The 14,086-nt window shown below is 70.3% G+C and carries 8 protein-coding genes; 5 read left to right on the forward strand and 3 right to left on the reverse strand.

Annotated elements, in window-relative coordinates:
• Positions 1–37 precede the first annotated feature (37 nt).
• Entirely contained in the window at positions 38–2,815 is a 2,778-nt protein-coding gene (locus tag ACH4DZ_RS35255; RefSeq protein WP_398292163.1) for a glycosyl hydrolase, read from the reverse strand.
• A 206-nt stretch (positions 2,816–3,021) separates the two neighbouring features.
• On the reverse strand, positions 3,022–3,906 hold the full coding sequence (locus ACH4DZ_RS35260) for an endonuclease/exonuclease/phosphatase family protein (RefSeq protein ID WP_398292165.1): 885 nt from the start codon (positions 3,904–3,906) through the stop codon (positions 3,022–3,024).
• Between the two features lie 367 nt (positions 3,907–4,273).
• Here ACH4DZ_RS35260 and ACH4DZ_RS35265 point away from each other — a divergent pair, with 367 nt between their 5' ends.
• Positions 4,274–7,567: a LamG-like jellyroll fold domain-containing protein gene (locus ACH4DZ_RS35265; RefSeq protein ID WP_398292167.1), complete on the forward strand. Its 3,294-nt coding sequence runs from the start codon at positions 4,274–4,276 to the stop codon at positions 7,565–7,567.
• A gap of 114 nt (positions 7,568–7,681) precedes the next feature.
• Here ACH4DZ_RS35265 and ACH4DZ_RS35270 read toward each other — a convergent pair whose 3' ends face one another.
• Positions 7,682–8,110: a hypothetical protein gene (locus tag ACH4DZ_RS35270; RefSeq protein WP_398292169.1), complete on the reverse strand. Its 429-nt coding sequence runs from the start codon at positions 8,108–8,110 to the stop codon at positions 7,682–7,684.
• Between the two features lie 108 nt (positions 8,111–8,218).
• Between ACH4DZ_RS35270 and ACH4DZ_RS35275 the strand changes: the two genes are divergently transcribed.
• The 4 genes from ACH4DZ_RS35275 to ACH4DZ_RS35290 are packed head-to-tail and all read left to right on the forward strand — an operon-like array spanning position 8,219 to position 14,069.
• Entirely contained in the window at positions 8,219–9,649 is a 1,431-nt protein-coding gene (locus tag ACH4DZ_RS35275; RefSeq protein ID WP_398292171.1) for a hypothetical protein, read from the forward strand.
• Positions 9,649–10,974 carry a hypothetical protein gene (locus ACH4DZ_RS35280; RefSeq protein WP_398292174.1) on the forward strand — a complete coding sequence of 442 codons (1,326 nt, stop codon included), beginning with the start codon at positions 9,649–9,651 and terminating at the stop codon, positions 10,972–10,974. Before ACH4DZ_RS35275 ends, ACH4DZ_RS35280 begins: the two co-directional genes overlap by 1 nt.
• Before the next feature lie 3 nt (positions 10,975–10,977).
• Positions 10,978–12,681 carry a hypothetical protein gene (locus ACH4DZ_RS35285; protein WP_398292176.1) on the forward strand — a complete coding sequence of 568 codons (1,704 nt, stop codon included), beginning with the start codon at positions 10,978–10,980 and terminating at the stop codon, positions 12,679–12,681.
• Between the two features lie 56 nt (positions 12,682–12,737).
• Entirely contained in the window at positions 12,738–14,069 is a 1,332-nt protein-coding gene (locus tag ACH4DZ_RS35290) for a CHAT domain-containing protein (RefSeq protein WP_398292178.1), read from the forward strand.
• Positions 14,070–14,086: the final 17 nt, after the last annotated feature.

The raw sequence follows: 14,086 nt of genomic DNA on the forward strand, positions 1-14,086 counted from the left end.
GGCTCACGCCAGTGCCCGCCGCCGTCTTTCCGCCGGTTCAGCTGTAGGGGATGACCAGCACCGAGTTGTCCGTACCCGTCTGCAGTTTCGACGGGCCGTTGCCGATGGCGTTCCACACTTCGAGACGTACGGTGCCGCCGTCCAGGTCGCCCACCGCGCCCGTGGACGCCTTGAGACCGCGTGCCTGCGTGTACTGCTCCCAACCGGAGACCGGGTCGGTCGCGAAGTAGTTGTACGTCTCGGTGCGTTCGAAGTCTCCGTCGCCGGTGAAGTCGTAGCTGATCCGGGCCTGTTGGCCGAGTCCGACGCCGCTCTCCGCGTCCACCTGGAGCCGGAACGCGCTCTGGGCGCCGGGGGTGGGTGTGCCGTCGACGCCACGGACCTCGTAGACGAGAGGCTGGTACGGGGTGCCGTCGTGATTGGTGCCGCCGGCGGAGGCGATGGTGTCGCTGCCCGCCGTGCCCCCGGTCGCCGTCGTCAGTGCCCCGCCGGTACGCAGCTGGAAGGTGTTGCCGGTCGGCGGGTCCGGGTCGGGGTCGGGATCCCCCGACCCGGTACCGGTGCCGCTCGCGGTGGAACGGGCCGGCACGGAAAGGGTCTTGCCGTCGGAGAAGGTGACGGTCCGGGCCGACGAACCGTAGTTGTGGGCGGCGTACGTCCGGGTCGTGCCCTTGGTGAAGACGGCGGAGGTGGGGATGTCTCCGGTCACGGTGGCGTCCGGGGCGCCGATGGTGTCGAGGGTGTTTATCCAGTGGTAGGTGTGCGCCTTCGACTCCCCCTGTTCCGGGGTGTAGCCGGCGTTGCCCGCGTCCCACTTGGCCTTGGCCGCGCCCGGGTCGGCGAGGGACTGGAACTCCCAGAGGATGTCCCGCCATTCGACGGCCGGGCCGCCGTTCTCCCGTTCCATCTCGGCGATGTTGCGCCGGATCGCGGCCTTCTCACCGCCGAGGTGGAGCGAACCACCGGTCACGGGAAGGACGTTGATGCCGTGGATCTCCTCGGGGTTGGCGGTCCACCAGGTCGCGTAGGCGGCGCCGCTCCCCCAGACCATGCCCGCCGTGTCCTTGGTGAACGAGGACGGGAAGACCTGCTCGTCGGCGTCGAACCAGTACTGGGCGATCGACTCCGACTCGGTGGTCAGCAGGAAGGTACCGAGGTCACGCAGCGAGGTGTCGCCGGTCGCGGAGCCCCACAGGACGAGGGCCGCGCTGAGGTTGGTGGACTCGGAGGACGACTCCTGGTTGTTGCCGGCGGCGAAGCCCTGGTGTCCCGAGGCCCAGCTGTGGCCCGCGTAGACGTCGAAGCCGCGCAGGAAGGGGAAGGTGGTGTCGGTGCGGCTGGGGTTGGCGGCGTCCCGTACGAGGGCCTTGACCATGCCGCCCCAGGCGGAGTCGGCGGCCCATCCCTGGTCGTACTGGGCGACGATCGCCGCCGCGTAGACGTAGTAGCTGTAGTGGAAGTGGTGGTCGTTCAGCTCGGTGTCGCTGCCGTAGGAGGCGGGGTAGCCGGTGAGCGTCTTCCAGTCCTTGTCGTAGCTGAACTCGTTCGCGCCGCCGGCCGTGAACCAGTCCTGCAGCTTGCCCTTCATCAGCCCGAGGAGCTTGTCGCGGGTGCCGGTCTCGCCTATCTGGTCGGCCAGCGGGACGAGTTGGGCGAGGCGGCCGAGGGCCTTGCCGGTCCAGTAGGTGTCGGAGGCCCCGGAGAAGGGGTCGGCGGCGTTCACGACCTCGTCCAGGTAACCGCGCAGTCCGGCCGTGTCCACGCCGCTCGACTTGGGCAGCCCGGGCAGCACCGGCGACGCCTTCTGGCTCGTGCTGAAGGAGGCCGACTCACGGACCTTCATGGTCCCGCGCGGCGAGACATAGGTGTACGAGGTCAGGGCGTCCGTGGTGTTCAGCCACTGATGGCGGTAGAGGGCCTGGAGCGTGCCGCGCTCGGTGCCCTCCTTCGCCTCGGTGGTGAGCGTGTAGGTGGCTTTGACGGTGCCGCCGGTGTAGCTCCAGGTCGCCTTGGAGTCGGTGACGAAGCTGAAGGCGTACTTCTTGAAGGTCGCCAGCGCGTCGGTGGACGGCAGTACGGCGACGGAGAAGTAGTCCTTGGAGCCGAGACCCGCGGTGACGGTGGATCCGGCCACGTTCCAGTCGCCGCCGGTCGGCGCGAAGAGGGCGTAGTGGTGTCCGGCGACGGTGATGCCGAGGACGTTGCCCTGGTCGGCGAAGACGGTGGGCGGGCCGGCGGTGGTGATCTGGGCGTTACCGCCGGTGCCCTTGGCGTATACGAACGGGGAGCCGTGGCCGATCGTGGTGCGCAGGGTGCGGGTGCCGTCGGACCACTGGGGGGTGACCGTCCAGTCGGACCAGTCGTCGGCCTTGGTGTCGGGCGAGTTGAGGCCGGTGAGCCCGATGGTGAGGTCGCGCTTGTGGGCGTACTCGTACTGGCGGCCGTCGCCGACGATCGCGGGGTTCGTGGGGTAGCCGACGTCGAGCCCGCCGGACGCGGCCTGGTAGGTGAGGGGGTGTCCGTACATCGGGGTCGAGTACGGGTTGTCGCCGTAGCGCTGGAAGGCGAGGGAGGACCACCAGTCGTTGGTGGGGACGGGCCTGTCCTTTGCGGCGGCGGTCAGCTTGGGGGTGACCGGCGCTCCGGTGTTGGTGGTGGGGCCCGACGTACCGGCGGGCCGGGTGTCGGAGTAGCTGCCGGAGCCTACGGGCACGGTGGCGGCTGCCGCTGGTACGGCGGCCGGGCCCAGGCCCACGGCGACAAGGGCCGAGGCCAGGAACAACCCGGCTGCCGGCCTGATGTGGGGGGATGGCATGCGGCACCTCAAGTCTCAGGGACGGGTGCCTGAGAGCGCTCTCAGGTGAGCGCAACGTAAAGCCTTTGTAATGGACGTGTCAATACATTGAACACAACGCGTGGGTCGTGGCAGCAGAGGACGTGTTATGCGTTCGCGTCTTGACGGGGGCGGGCCGGCGACGGGCGGCGTTGGCCGTGCTGGAGTACATCGTGTTGCGGTCGATGTCAGCGGCCGTCCCGTGCCGTACTCATGTCCAGGTCGCTGTACAGCATGTGGTGGTCCGAGTACCGGGTCGGCTGCACACGGTGCCCGAGCGGGCTGATTCCTCGCAGGAAGATGTAGTCGAACTTGCTCTGCCAGTCGGTGGTCGGCTTGCAGTCTCCGTAGGTCGAGGAGGGCCGGCACCGAGGGTCGACGTCCGTGGCCAGCTTCCATATCGCGGTGAGTTCGGGGGCGTCGGCCACGGCGTTGAAGTCGCCGAGAACGATCGCGCGGTCGTAGCGTTCGATCTCCGCGGCGAGTACGCCGGTCTGGTCTGCGCGGACCGCCTCTTGACGTCGTTGCGCGAGGTGGGTGTTGAAGACCCGGACGGGCTGGCCGGCCACGGTCGTGGTGACCGCCATGTACCCGCGGTCCTCGGATCCGCCGTCCGGATACTCCCTGTGGACGAGGTCGGTCATGGGCGCCGCCGAGAGGACTGCCTGGCCGTAGGCTCCCGGGCGCCACGGCAGCCCCCCACAACGGCCCCACTTCCGCAGGACCGTCCCGTATTCGACGTGGTAGACCAGACCGTAACGACTCGCCAGATAGTCCTGGACCCGCTCGACGTCCCGCACGCACGCTTCCTGCATGCCGATGACCTGCGGGGCGTACGTGGCGATCTCCGCCGCCCGGTCGGCACTGTTCTCCCCGCAGGGGTTGCAGATGTTCCACGTCAAGACGCGGTTCGGTACGACGTCCGCGGCGGCCTCGCCCCGCAGCGAACTGGCGAAGGGACCGTCGATCGGTCCGCTGGAGCCGACGAGGACCAGGCAGGCCAGGATCAGGCCGCCCGCGAGCAGACGCATGCGCCTCGTGAACACGATCGCCTCCTCAACGTGTACGCCCATGAACGTGTATGGCCATGAACGTGTACGGCCGCGCCGTCCGACGCCTTCGAGGACGAGGGTAGGGGACGCGGCCGTCGGACCGGCGTGAGCCTCTGGAGCACCACAGCCGACGCGATCAGGATCGGAGCGGCGAACGCCCCCTTCCACAACCCGTTTCGCCCTGTCCGGCCACTTCGTGACGCCGTGTCGCCTTCTCGTCGTGACGCCGGGCAACAGAGTGCTGCACGAGGTCTGGACAGCGTCCTGAGAGCGTGTTGTCATACCGCAGGCAGAGGGTTTCCAACGTTGGAAAGGCCGCTACCCGAACACCCGTAACCCTGCCCCGGCAGTCGGACGCGGTCGCGGCCTCAATGCGAGGAAAGGTTCGATGACACGACACGGCACCCGCCCCAGAACCAGGAGCAGAGCCAGAGTCAGAGTGCTGGCGCTGTTCGCCATGGCGGCCCTCGTGCTGCCACCGAGCGGAATGCTGCCCGTCGCGGCGGCTTCGGAGTCGACGAGCGTGGTTTCGGCGGCACCCGCCGCCGACCAGGCCGCCGTGGTGACACACGGCCTCAAGGGCGAGTACTTCAGCATGTCGGCGCCCGGCGCCCGGGACTTCGCCGAACTCGGTGGTACGACGCTCGACCCGCAGATCAACTTCTCCGGTCTCACCGACACGTTCAAGGAGCTGACCGGCAAGACGGAGCACACCACCGCCCGTTGGACGGGCCAGATCGAGGCGCCGGCCACGGGTGACTACACCTTCTACGCCATCGGCGACAACGGCTTCCGCCTCTGGATCGACGACGAGCCCGTCATCGACCACTGGGTGGGCGACTGGGACCGGGAACAGACCAGCCAGGCGGTCAAGTTGACCGCGGGCGAGAAGCACTCGTTCCGGCTGGAGCTGTTCCAGGACACCGGCGGCGCCAACATGTATCTGCGCTGGTCGACGCCGACGCTGGCCAAGCAGGTCGTGCCGATGTCCGCGTTCACCCCGCCGGCCGACTTCGAGGTCTTCCCGGTGGAGTACACCGTCGCCGGGAACGGGACGCGGCTGCGCGCCCGGTTCGAGGGCAAGGTGGGCAGCCTCCAGGCGGTCAAGGACCATCTGAAGGTCGAGGCCGACACGACCGCCATGCCGATCAAGTCGGTCACGTCCGTCCCCGGGGACTCCTCCTCCCTCCACGTCAATCTGTCGGAGCCGATCCAGAAGGCCCAGCTGGTCCGGGTCTCCTACGACGGTGCGGGCGGTCTGACGGTCGGCGGCAAGGCCGTACCGAAGGTCATCCGGTACGCGGAGAACGCCTCCACCCACCGTCTCACCACCAAGTGGGGCGACAAGGTCGACAAGAAGCACCCGCTGCCCGAGTACCCGCGTCCGCAGCAGAAGCGGTCCAAGTGGGAGAACCTGAACGGGCCGTGGCAGTTCAGCGCCGCCAAGGCGGGTGAGCAGCCGGTCTTCGGCAAGAACCTCGGTGAGAAGATCACCGTGCCGTTCCCGGTCGAGTCGCAGCTGTCCGGCCTTGAGCGGCACGAGGACCACATGTTCTACCGGAGGCTCATCGATGTGCCCCGGAGCTGGCAGGTCGGCAAGGACAGCCGCTCGAACCGGCTCAAGCTCAACTTCGGCGCCGTCGACTACCAGTCCCGGATCTATGTCAACGGTACGAAGGTCGCCGAGCACACCGGTGGTTACACCGCCTTCGACGTCGACATCACCGACGCGCTGAAGGGGACCGGCAAGCAGGAGATCGTGGTCGCCGTCACCGACACCGGTGGCGCGGACCAGCCCATGGGCAAGCAGTCCACGAACCCGGGCGGCATCTTCTACACGCAGACCTCCGGTATCTGGCAGACCGTGTGGATGGAGCCCGTGGCTCCCGCGGCGATCGAGAACATCGTCACCACGCCCGACATCGACACCGGCACCCTCGCGGTGACGGTCGACTCCGAGGGCGCCTCCTCCGCCGCCCGCGTCCAGGCTGTCGCCCGTGACGTCCACGGCAAGGTCGTCGGCAGGGTCAGCGGGGCGGCCGGCAAGAAGCTCACCCTGCCCGTGGCGAAGCAGCATCTGTGGAGCCCCGACGACCCGTATCTCTACGACCTCGACGTGACGTTGACCGACGGCAGGACGAGCGACAAGGTCCGCAGCTACTTCGGCATGCGGAAGATCGCCGTGGAGAAGGTGGGCGGCTTCAACAAGCTGGTCCTCAACGACAAGCCGATCTTCTCCCTCGCCACCCTCGACCAGGGCTTCTGGCCCGACGGTCTCTACACCGCGCCCAGCGACGACGCCCTCGCCTTCGACCTGGAGGCGCACAAGAAGCTCGGCTTCAACGCGGTGCGCAAGCACATCAAGGTGGAACCGGCGCGGTGGTTCTACCACGCCGACAAGCTCGGCCTGCTCGTCTGGCAGGACTTCGTCTCCGGGAACCTCACCAACGAGACAGGTCAGAAGGCGTTCGTCGACCAGGGCCGCGAGGTGATGAACCAGCACCACAACTCGCCTGCCGTGATCGGCTGGATCGTCTTCAACGAGGGCTGGGGCGAGTGGAACCGCGAGGAGACGGGCCGTATCACCGAGGCCGTCCAGGCCGCCGACCCGTCGCGTGTCGTCAACGCCCACAGCGGTGTCAACTGCTGCAACTCCAAGGGTGATTCGGGCAAGGGCGACATCATCGACCACCACGACTACAACAACGACGACCCACCCTTCCCCGATGACAAACGGGCCGCCATGGACGGCGAGCACGGCGGCTTCACCCTCCGCTCCCCCGGCCACATGTGGCCCGGCGCCCCGACCGTGATCTACAGCGGTGTCACCACCAAGGCGGAGCTGACCCGCAAGTACGTCGAGAACACCGAGAAGTTCTACGTCGAGCAGGCGGGCGCCGAACTGTCCGGCTCGGTCTACACACAGATCACCGACCTGGAGAACGAGCTCAACGGCCTGTACACGTACGACCGGCGCGACATCAAGATGGACGCCGCCGAGGTGCGGAAGGTCAATCTCAAGGTGATCGCGGCCGGTGCCGCGGCCGGCACGAAGCAGAAGCTGAAGGGCGGGCACTGGACCCTCGACGAGGGCACCGGCACCACGGCCGAGGACACCGGACCCGGCAAGAGTCCCCTCACCTTGCGCGAGGGTGCTTCCTGGACCGACGGTGTCAACGGCAGCGCCCTGAAGTTCGACGGCCAGAAGCAGTACGCGGAAACCTCGGGGCCGGTGCTCGACACCAGTGGCAGCTACTCGGTGTCCGCCTGGGTCCGGCTCGACGGGATCCCCGGCAACTACGGCACGGCCGTCAGCCAGGACACGCGTGCCACGGCCAACTCGTTCTACCTGCAGTACGGACACGGCAACTTCGCCTTCAGCACCCCGGGTGAACGCCGCGCCCAGGCGGCCGTCGCCGCGGAGACGGGGCGCTGGTACCACCTCGTCGGTGTCCGGGACGCGGCCACCAACGAGATCCGGCTGTACCTCGACGGGAAGCTCGCGGCGACGACCACCGGCGGCACCGCCCTCGGGAGCACCGGCCCGCTCACCGTCGGCCGGGCCCACTGGGACGGCTCGAACGTCGACTTCTGGAACGGCGCGGTCGACGAGGTCCACGCCGTCGACCGGGCACTCACCGCCGAGGAGGTGAGCGCCCTCCACGGCGACGAGAAGCCGTAGCCGACAGCGCGCACAGCGGTGGTCCCGGTGAGGGGAGGCTTCCTCCTGTCACCGGGACCACTGCTGTGTGCGGTCGCACCGGGGGTACGGAGACGAGGTCGCGGCGTCACGGTGTCACGGCGTCACGCCGTCCCCGGCGTAGAGGTAGCCGCCCGGTCGGGCGGGGTCGGCGATCAGCAGCACCTGGTCGCCGGTGCGCGGTATACGCAGTTTGGAGACGACGGTCCGGAGCGCGAACTGGCCGGTGGCCGGGCCGGACGGCTGGACGACCAGGTCCACGACCGGGTCGAAGTTGACCAGCCTGCCGGTGTCACCGATCGACACCACGACCGCGGGGGTCGTCGGCACTCCCATGGCCAGCAACTGCTGCACGTTCACACCCGAGTTGTACGCACCGATCGACTGCTGCACCTTGGCGAAGTCCTCGCTGCCGAGGAACGCCCGCGTCGCACGGCCGTAGAAACCCTTGCCCTCGGCCACCTGCCCCGCGATCCCGGCGGCCCGCTCCTCGCGGCTCCTACGGCGCTTCCCGAAGATTCCCATGCTGTGTCTTCCCTTCTCGTCCTGGCCCTGACCTGGACAGTAGGGAGGAGGGATCTCCTACCGATCCCAGGTTCGACCGCTTGTTCCCCCACCACGTAATCTCGGGCCATGCCGTCCCCGAGCCAGTCGCCGCCGACCGACGAGCGCCGTCCGCGCGCCATGGTCATCGACAGCGCGTGGCGCGATCTCGGCGCGCGCCCCGGGCTGGAATCGCTGAGCGGCCCCGGCGGCGCGCCACTGACGCGAGCGGTCAAGCTGATCGTGCTGCCGCTGATCATCAGGCCCGCACTGCGGCCCGAGCTCGCCGCCGACTTCCTCGGCGCACGAGAGACCGCGCAACTCGACGCCCTGATAAGGGAATCGGGCGCGCTTCTGCGCGCTACGGCGCAGTGGTTCACGGTGCTCAAGAAGACGCGCCGAGCCCTGGGGATCAAGACGGGCAACCCTCAGGATCTCTACTTCCAGCGCTGCTTCGAGCTGGCCACCGAACACGGCACTCCCTCCACCTCCACCGGTGCGGACGCGGTGGCCCGGACCGTTGTCGAAGACATCGCGGACGCGGGCGGCGGGCGCACGGTGGAGGCGTTGAAGGAGTACCTGGACGACATCGACCGGCGTACGCGGCTCGACGCGGAGCTCGCCGGCGCATGGAACGCCCGCAGACCTGCCCCGGCCGCGGGCGCGACAGCGTTTCATCTTGCGGCCGAGGCGCTGGATGCCTGCGCCGCGCCCGGATCGGGCACTGATGCTGGCACTGATGCTGGCACTGATGCGGGTTCGTCCGCCTTCGCCGTCATGCTGGAAGCCGGACACGGGAGCCTGCTCGGGCAGGCCGTGTGGACGCGCACCGAGGGGGTCTGGGGCCGGGCCGGCCTGCCCGCGCACCTGGGGCTGAGCGCGCATCCCGTGCCGCCCCGGCCCGGGGTGGGTCGCGGTGCGTCGACCGCCACGCTCCCGGCGCCGTTCGACCGTACGCTCTTCGAGCGGCTCTTCACCGTGCTCCAGGCATCGGCGCACCGCGAGGAACTGCCGACGGTGCCCGAACTCGTCCGGCGCGAGGTGAGCCGCAGCTGCGCGCCGCTCGGCCTGTCCGACGAGAGCTTGCGGGTCGCCGTCGTCCTCGGGGGCCGGCTCGCGGTGGGCCTCGATCCGCTGGGTCTCGATCCGTCGAGCCAGGGGGCGGCCGGGCCCGGTCGGACGGCAGCGCACCGCATCGTCAACAGCCGTTGGCAGCGGGAGGCTTCGGTTCTGCGGGCCCGCAGGATGACCGTCTCCTCCCGTCCGGACCCCGACGGCGGGCAACTGAGCGCGCTCGCCCAGGACTTGCGTACCCCATGGGTCGCGTACATGCGGCGACTGTGGGTCCGGCTGCACGGGCGCGATGTCCGTGACGCCTCGCTGCCGGACGCGGCGTCGGCCTGGGCCGTGCTCGACGGGGTCGCCCGCTCGGTGATGATGGACCACCGCGCGAGGGTCCGGACGGCACTGCGCGCCCTGTCGACGAGTACCGCGCGGGCGACCGAGCCGAGGAGCGCGTGATGCCGGGGACGGGCGGCGGCACCGGAATGCGCGTCACACGGGCCGAGGACGGCACCGTACGGATCGCCGTTCCCGCGGTGGCGGGACCCGCCTTCACCCGAGCCGTGCTGGATGTCGCGGGCGCGGTCCTGACCTGGCCGGTTCTCGGCACAACAGCCGTTCCCTCTGCCGAGATCCACGACCCCGGCCGCGCCCAGCAATGGCTGTGGGCGGTCTACGGCGAACGCACCGCTGTCGCCGTACACGCGCTCGCGGCGGAGTCACCGGGAGCCTCGGCCGACATCAGGGCGCCGGAGTCGGAGACCGCGCTCGCGGGGCATGCCGCCCGGCTCGCCCTCGGGCACTGGGCGGCCCGGTGGTGGCCCTCGTCGTCCACGGACGGCATTCCCGCGCTCGAACCGGACCTGCTCGGGCTGGAGTTGGCCGCGCTCACCCATCGCTGCCAGCAGCTCTTCGACGATCCGGAGGACCAGTCCGACGGTGATCCGGCCGAACTGCTGGAGGCGCATCAGGCCGCGTTGGACCCGTTGGTCCGGTGGTGGCAGGCAGCGAGGGAGTCGGCGTCGGGCCCGGTGCGGCAACTCGACGACGTCCTACGGCTGATCGACGACGCGGCGGACTGCGCCGGGCTGGAGGGGGACGCGTCGCGCCGGCTCCGGTCGTCCCTGGAGGCGGGTACGCCACACGACCGGCGCGGGCCGCGGGAGCTCCGGACCCCGCCCGACCTCGGCAGCCTGTTCGCGGCCTCCGGAGGCCATGCCCTCGCGGCGGGGGAACGGCTTTTCGCGGGTGGGCGGGTGATCGCCCGCGGTTCGGGCACGAACGACTGGCGCCGCTACCCGCCAGGTTTCGTCGACTCGGCCGAGGGCGCGGTGTCCTGGACCGTCTCCGCGGTCGGCGCCGCGAGAATGATCGAGGTCGGGGTCGTCGCCGATGTCGCGGCACCGGGCAGCGGCGTGCGCCTCGCGGCGGAGGTCGATGTGGAAGGCGGACCGTCGACTCGTGTGCCGCTCGCCCGTCGCGGCGATGTGTGGGCGGGCCGTGCGGACCTAGACGTCCCGGCCTCGCTGCCGCCGCGTACGCGTATCGAGGTCGGTGTCCTGTTGCCCGGCTTCGACCCGGATCCCGACCCGAATCTCGATCCGGATCCCGGTCCGGGCTCCGGCGGCGACGGCCGCGCCGACCGTGACGGCGTTCGTACCCTCGCGCGACACCGGCTGGCAGCCGCGGCCCTGCCCGCGCCGCAGGACACGTACACGCAGCCGCCTCTCGCGCCGTTCCTCGCCGAGATCGTCGCCGCAGCCGACGCAGGGGAGGATTTCTGACCCGTGCAGAACGACGAACGGAACACCGAACCGGACACCGAAGCGGACACCGCACCGCGAGACGCTTCCGAGCCGCGGCTGCAGCAAACCCCGGCGCTGTACGGAGAGCCCTTCGACAGCGGCTTCGAACTCGCCGAACACCATCAGCTGACCCCGGATCTCCCCGCCGCACAGGCCGTCTACGCGGAACTGCTCACCGTCGCCGAGTCGTTCGAGGACTCCCCCGATGTGCGTCTGCTGCGCGGACATCTGCTGTCGAACATCGCGGCGGTGCGGTTGACGGCCACGGATCTGCCCGGGGCGGGCCTCTCCATCGAGCGGGCACTCGGTCTGGTGCGTGGTCTGGCGGCCGTTCCGATGGGCCCGCGAGGCCGCCAGCTGTGGCTGGAAGTCCTGCTCAAGACACTCAAGGCCGACGCCGAACTGTCCCGCAGGACAGGAGATCTGGACGCGGCATGGGCGACGGTGGACGAAGCAGCCGCCCTGCTGCCCGAGTTCGACGACCCCGAGGGGCTGCGCACAGCCGAGTTCGGCCTGGCCCGGGTGCATCTGCTGCTGGACCGCAGTGAGTGGGGCGCCGCCGAGGAACTGGCCTCGGCGCTACTGCCCAGCGCGCCCGCGATCGAGCCGCAGCTGCTGGACTGCCTGGGGATCATCTGCGCCTCGACCGGGCGGACCGAACCCGCCGAGGACCACTTCGCCCGCGCGGACGAGGCCTATCTGACTCTGGGTGACAACTCCGGGCGTCAGCAGCTGATCGCGCATCGGGCGTACGCCGCGCTGCGGGCCGGCGACCTCGACCGGGCGGAACAGCTGTACGCCGAGGCGTCCGCGATCTTCGAGCGGCAGGGCCGGTCCGAGGATCTGGCGGTCTGCGAACAGGCTCGTGCCTTCCTCGCCGAGCACCGCGGCGACGCCGACGCGGGCCAGGCCCTGACGGCATCGAGCCTGGCCCGTTTCGAACAGCTCGGCGCCATGATCGCCACCGCCGACACCATGCTGCTCGGTGCCCGGCAGGCCTACGAACGCGGTGACATCGACGCGATGAAGCGCCTCGCCCAGGGTGCCCGCGACATATACGAGGAGCGCGCCCTGTACGAGCGCTGTGCCCAGGTGGACCTCATGCTCGCGAAGACCCTTGAGGACAACCTGAACCGCACGGACCACGGAGACCACGAGCGGCGGTCCGTCGACAACGCGCTCTCCCTCGCCCTGCCCGCCGCACTTGCGCTGGAGGCCGCGCGCTACGACTTCGCCAGTGCCCACGCACGGAGCCAGTGGCTGCAACTCGCCGACGAGGCCATGGAGTTGGCGTTCCGGCTCGCCCTGCGCCGCCAGGACCAGGGCCTGATCTTCGAGCTGGTGGAACACCGCTGTGCGGGCGCGTCGCTGGTCCTGAGCCCTGCGGACCGTACGCCGTCGTCCGCCGCCCCCAGCCCCGGTCCTGACCCCGGCGGGACACCGGCGTTCCCCAACGCCGCCATGAAGACGTACGCGCCCGCCGACGACGCCCCGTTGGCCCTGGGCGGTGTGGCGGCCGAGGCCGCCGCCTCCGTCGGCCTGCGGGTCGCGCCGCCGCCGAGGGTGCGGATGGCGGCGGAGACGGGCCGTACAGCGCTGCAGGAGTACATCGCGGCGGCCGAGTTCCGCTATCACCGGCGGATCGTGAGTGAGGAAGAGGTGCCGTTCTGGTCGCCGACGAGCTGACGCAGCCGAACCGGCCGGTGGTCCAGGTCCGGCTGGCCGACGCCGGAGACCTCCATATGACATGGACGTGGGTCAGCGGGGTCCAGGGGTTCGGCACCGGATGCGGTCCCGCCGCCGACGTGGACGAGGCGATCCGCGCGCTGGCCGCCGCGCTGCCGGGCGCGCGTGCGGACAGGATCGAAGGCGAGGACGGGGGCGAGGGCGAGGGCGCTGAGGGTATGCGGCACGCGTTCGAGTCCGGGGCGCTGGCCTCGTACGAGTCGGAGCGCCGCCTCGCGCGCCTGCTGGCCGAGGCGTTGTGGCCGCCGGGCCTGACCGACCAGATCCGCCGGGTGTCGGCGCGCCTGGGCCGTCCGCTGATACGGCTCCAGCCGTCGCCCAGGGTCGCCCAGGTGCCGTGGGAACTCCTGGCCGTGGACGGCGGCGGCGAAAGCGATGTCCGGCTCGGAGGTGATGTGCGACTCGGAGGCGATGTGCGACTCATCGATCTCGCGGACATCGCCATCTCGGTGCCGGCCTCGCTACGACGGCCCGGCGCCGTGAGCCGCCGGCCCTCGGCTCCGGAGTCCGATGCGGCGCCGGACGCGGACTCGGACGCCCCTACGGCCTCGGACGCCGTCGTCCTTGTCCTCGACCCCCGCGTGCCCGGTTTCCGTGCCGACTCCCCGCTCGGATCGGTCCTGGGACGGCCCGGCTCGGACCCCGCGCTGCTGTCGCTCGTACAGCGCCGTCTCGACACGGGAGCGGTCGTGCCGCCGGTCGCCACGCCCGCCGAGGCGTTGCGCCGCACGGACCTGGACCGCGACTGGCTGAGCGAGGTTCTCCGCGAGGGCCCCCGACGGCTGCTGTACGTCGGTCACGTGAGCGGTGCACCGGTGGAGGGCGGCCGGAGCGAGGACGTCACCCTCCACCTCTGCTGCGGCCCGCGGACCACCGGACTGACCGAACCGGTCCGCACCCACCGGCCGTTGTCGGCCAAGGACCTCCTGCTGGGTACGCTCCCGCTGCGGGCGGACGGCGTACCGGGAGCGGAGTTGTGGCCCGCGCCGGAGCGCGTCGCGCTGATCGCCTGCGAGAGCGGCGGCGATCTCCGCTTCGCCGAGTCGTTCGGCCTGGCGTCCGCGATGATCCACAACGGGGCCCGGCTGGTAACCGCCACCCGCTGGGTGCTGCCGACCAGCTTCGCCTTCCACCGGCTGGCCGGCCTGCCGGAGTCGGTTCGTCCGCTCACGGACCTCGTCATCGCCGTCGACGCCGCCCATGAGCACCCCGATCCCGTGCGGCGCCTCGGAGTCTGGCAACGAGAGCAACTGGACCGCTGGCGCACCGGCGGCCGCATCGAGCACGCGCCCCTGTTGTGGGCTGCCGTCACCTGCATCGTCAGGTGACGGCCGGGAGGCCCCCC

Origin of the sequence: Streptomyces sp. NPDC017991 (assembly GCF_044328075.1) — a bacterium.
Taxonomy (GTDB): Bacteria; Actinomycetota; Actinomycetes; order Streptomycetales; family Streptomycetaceae; genus Streptomyces.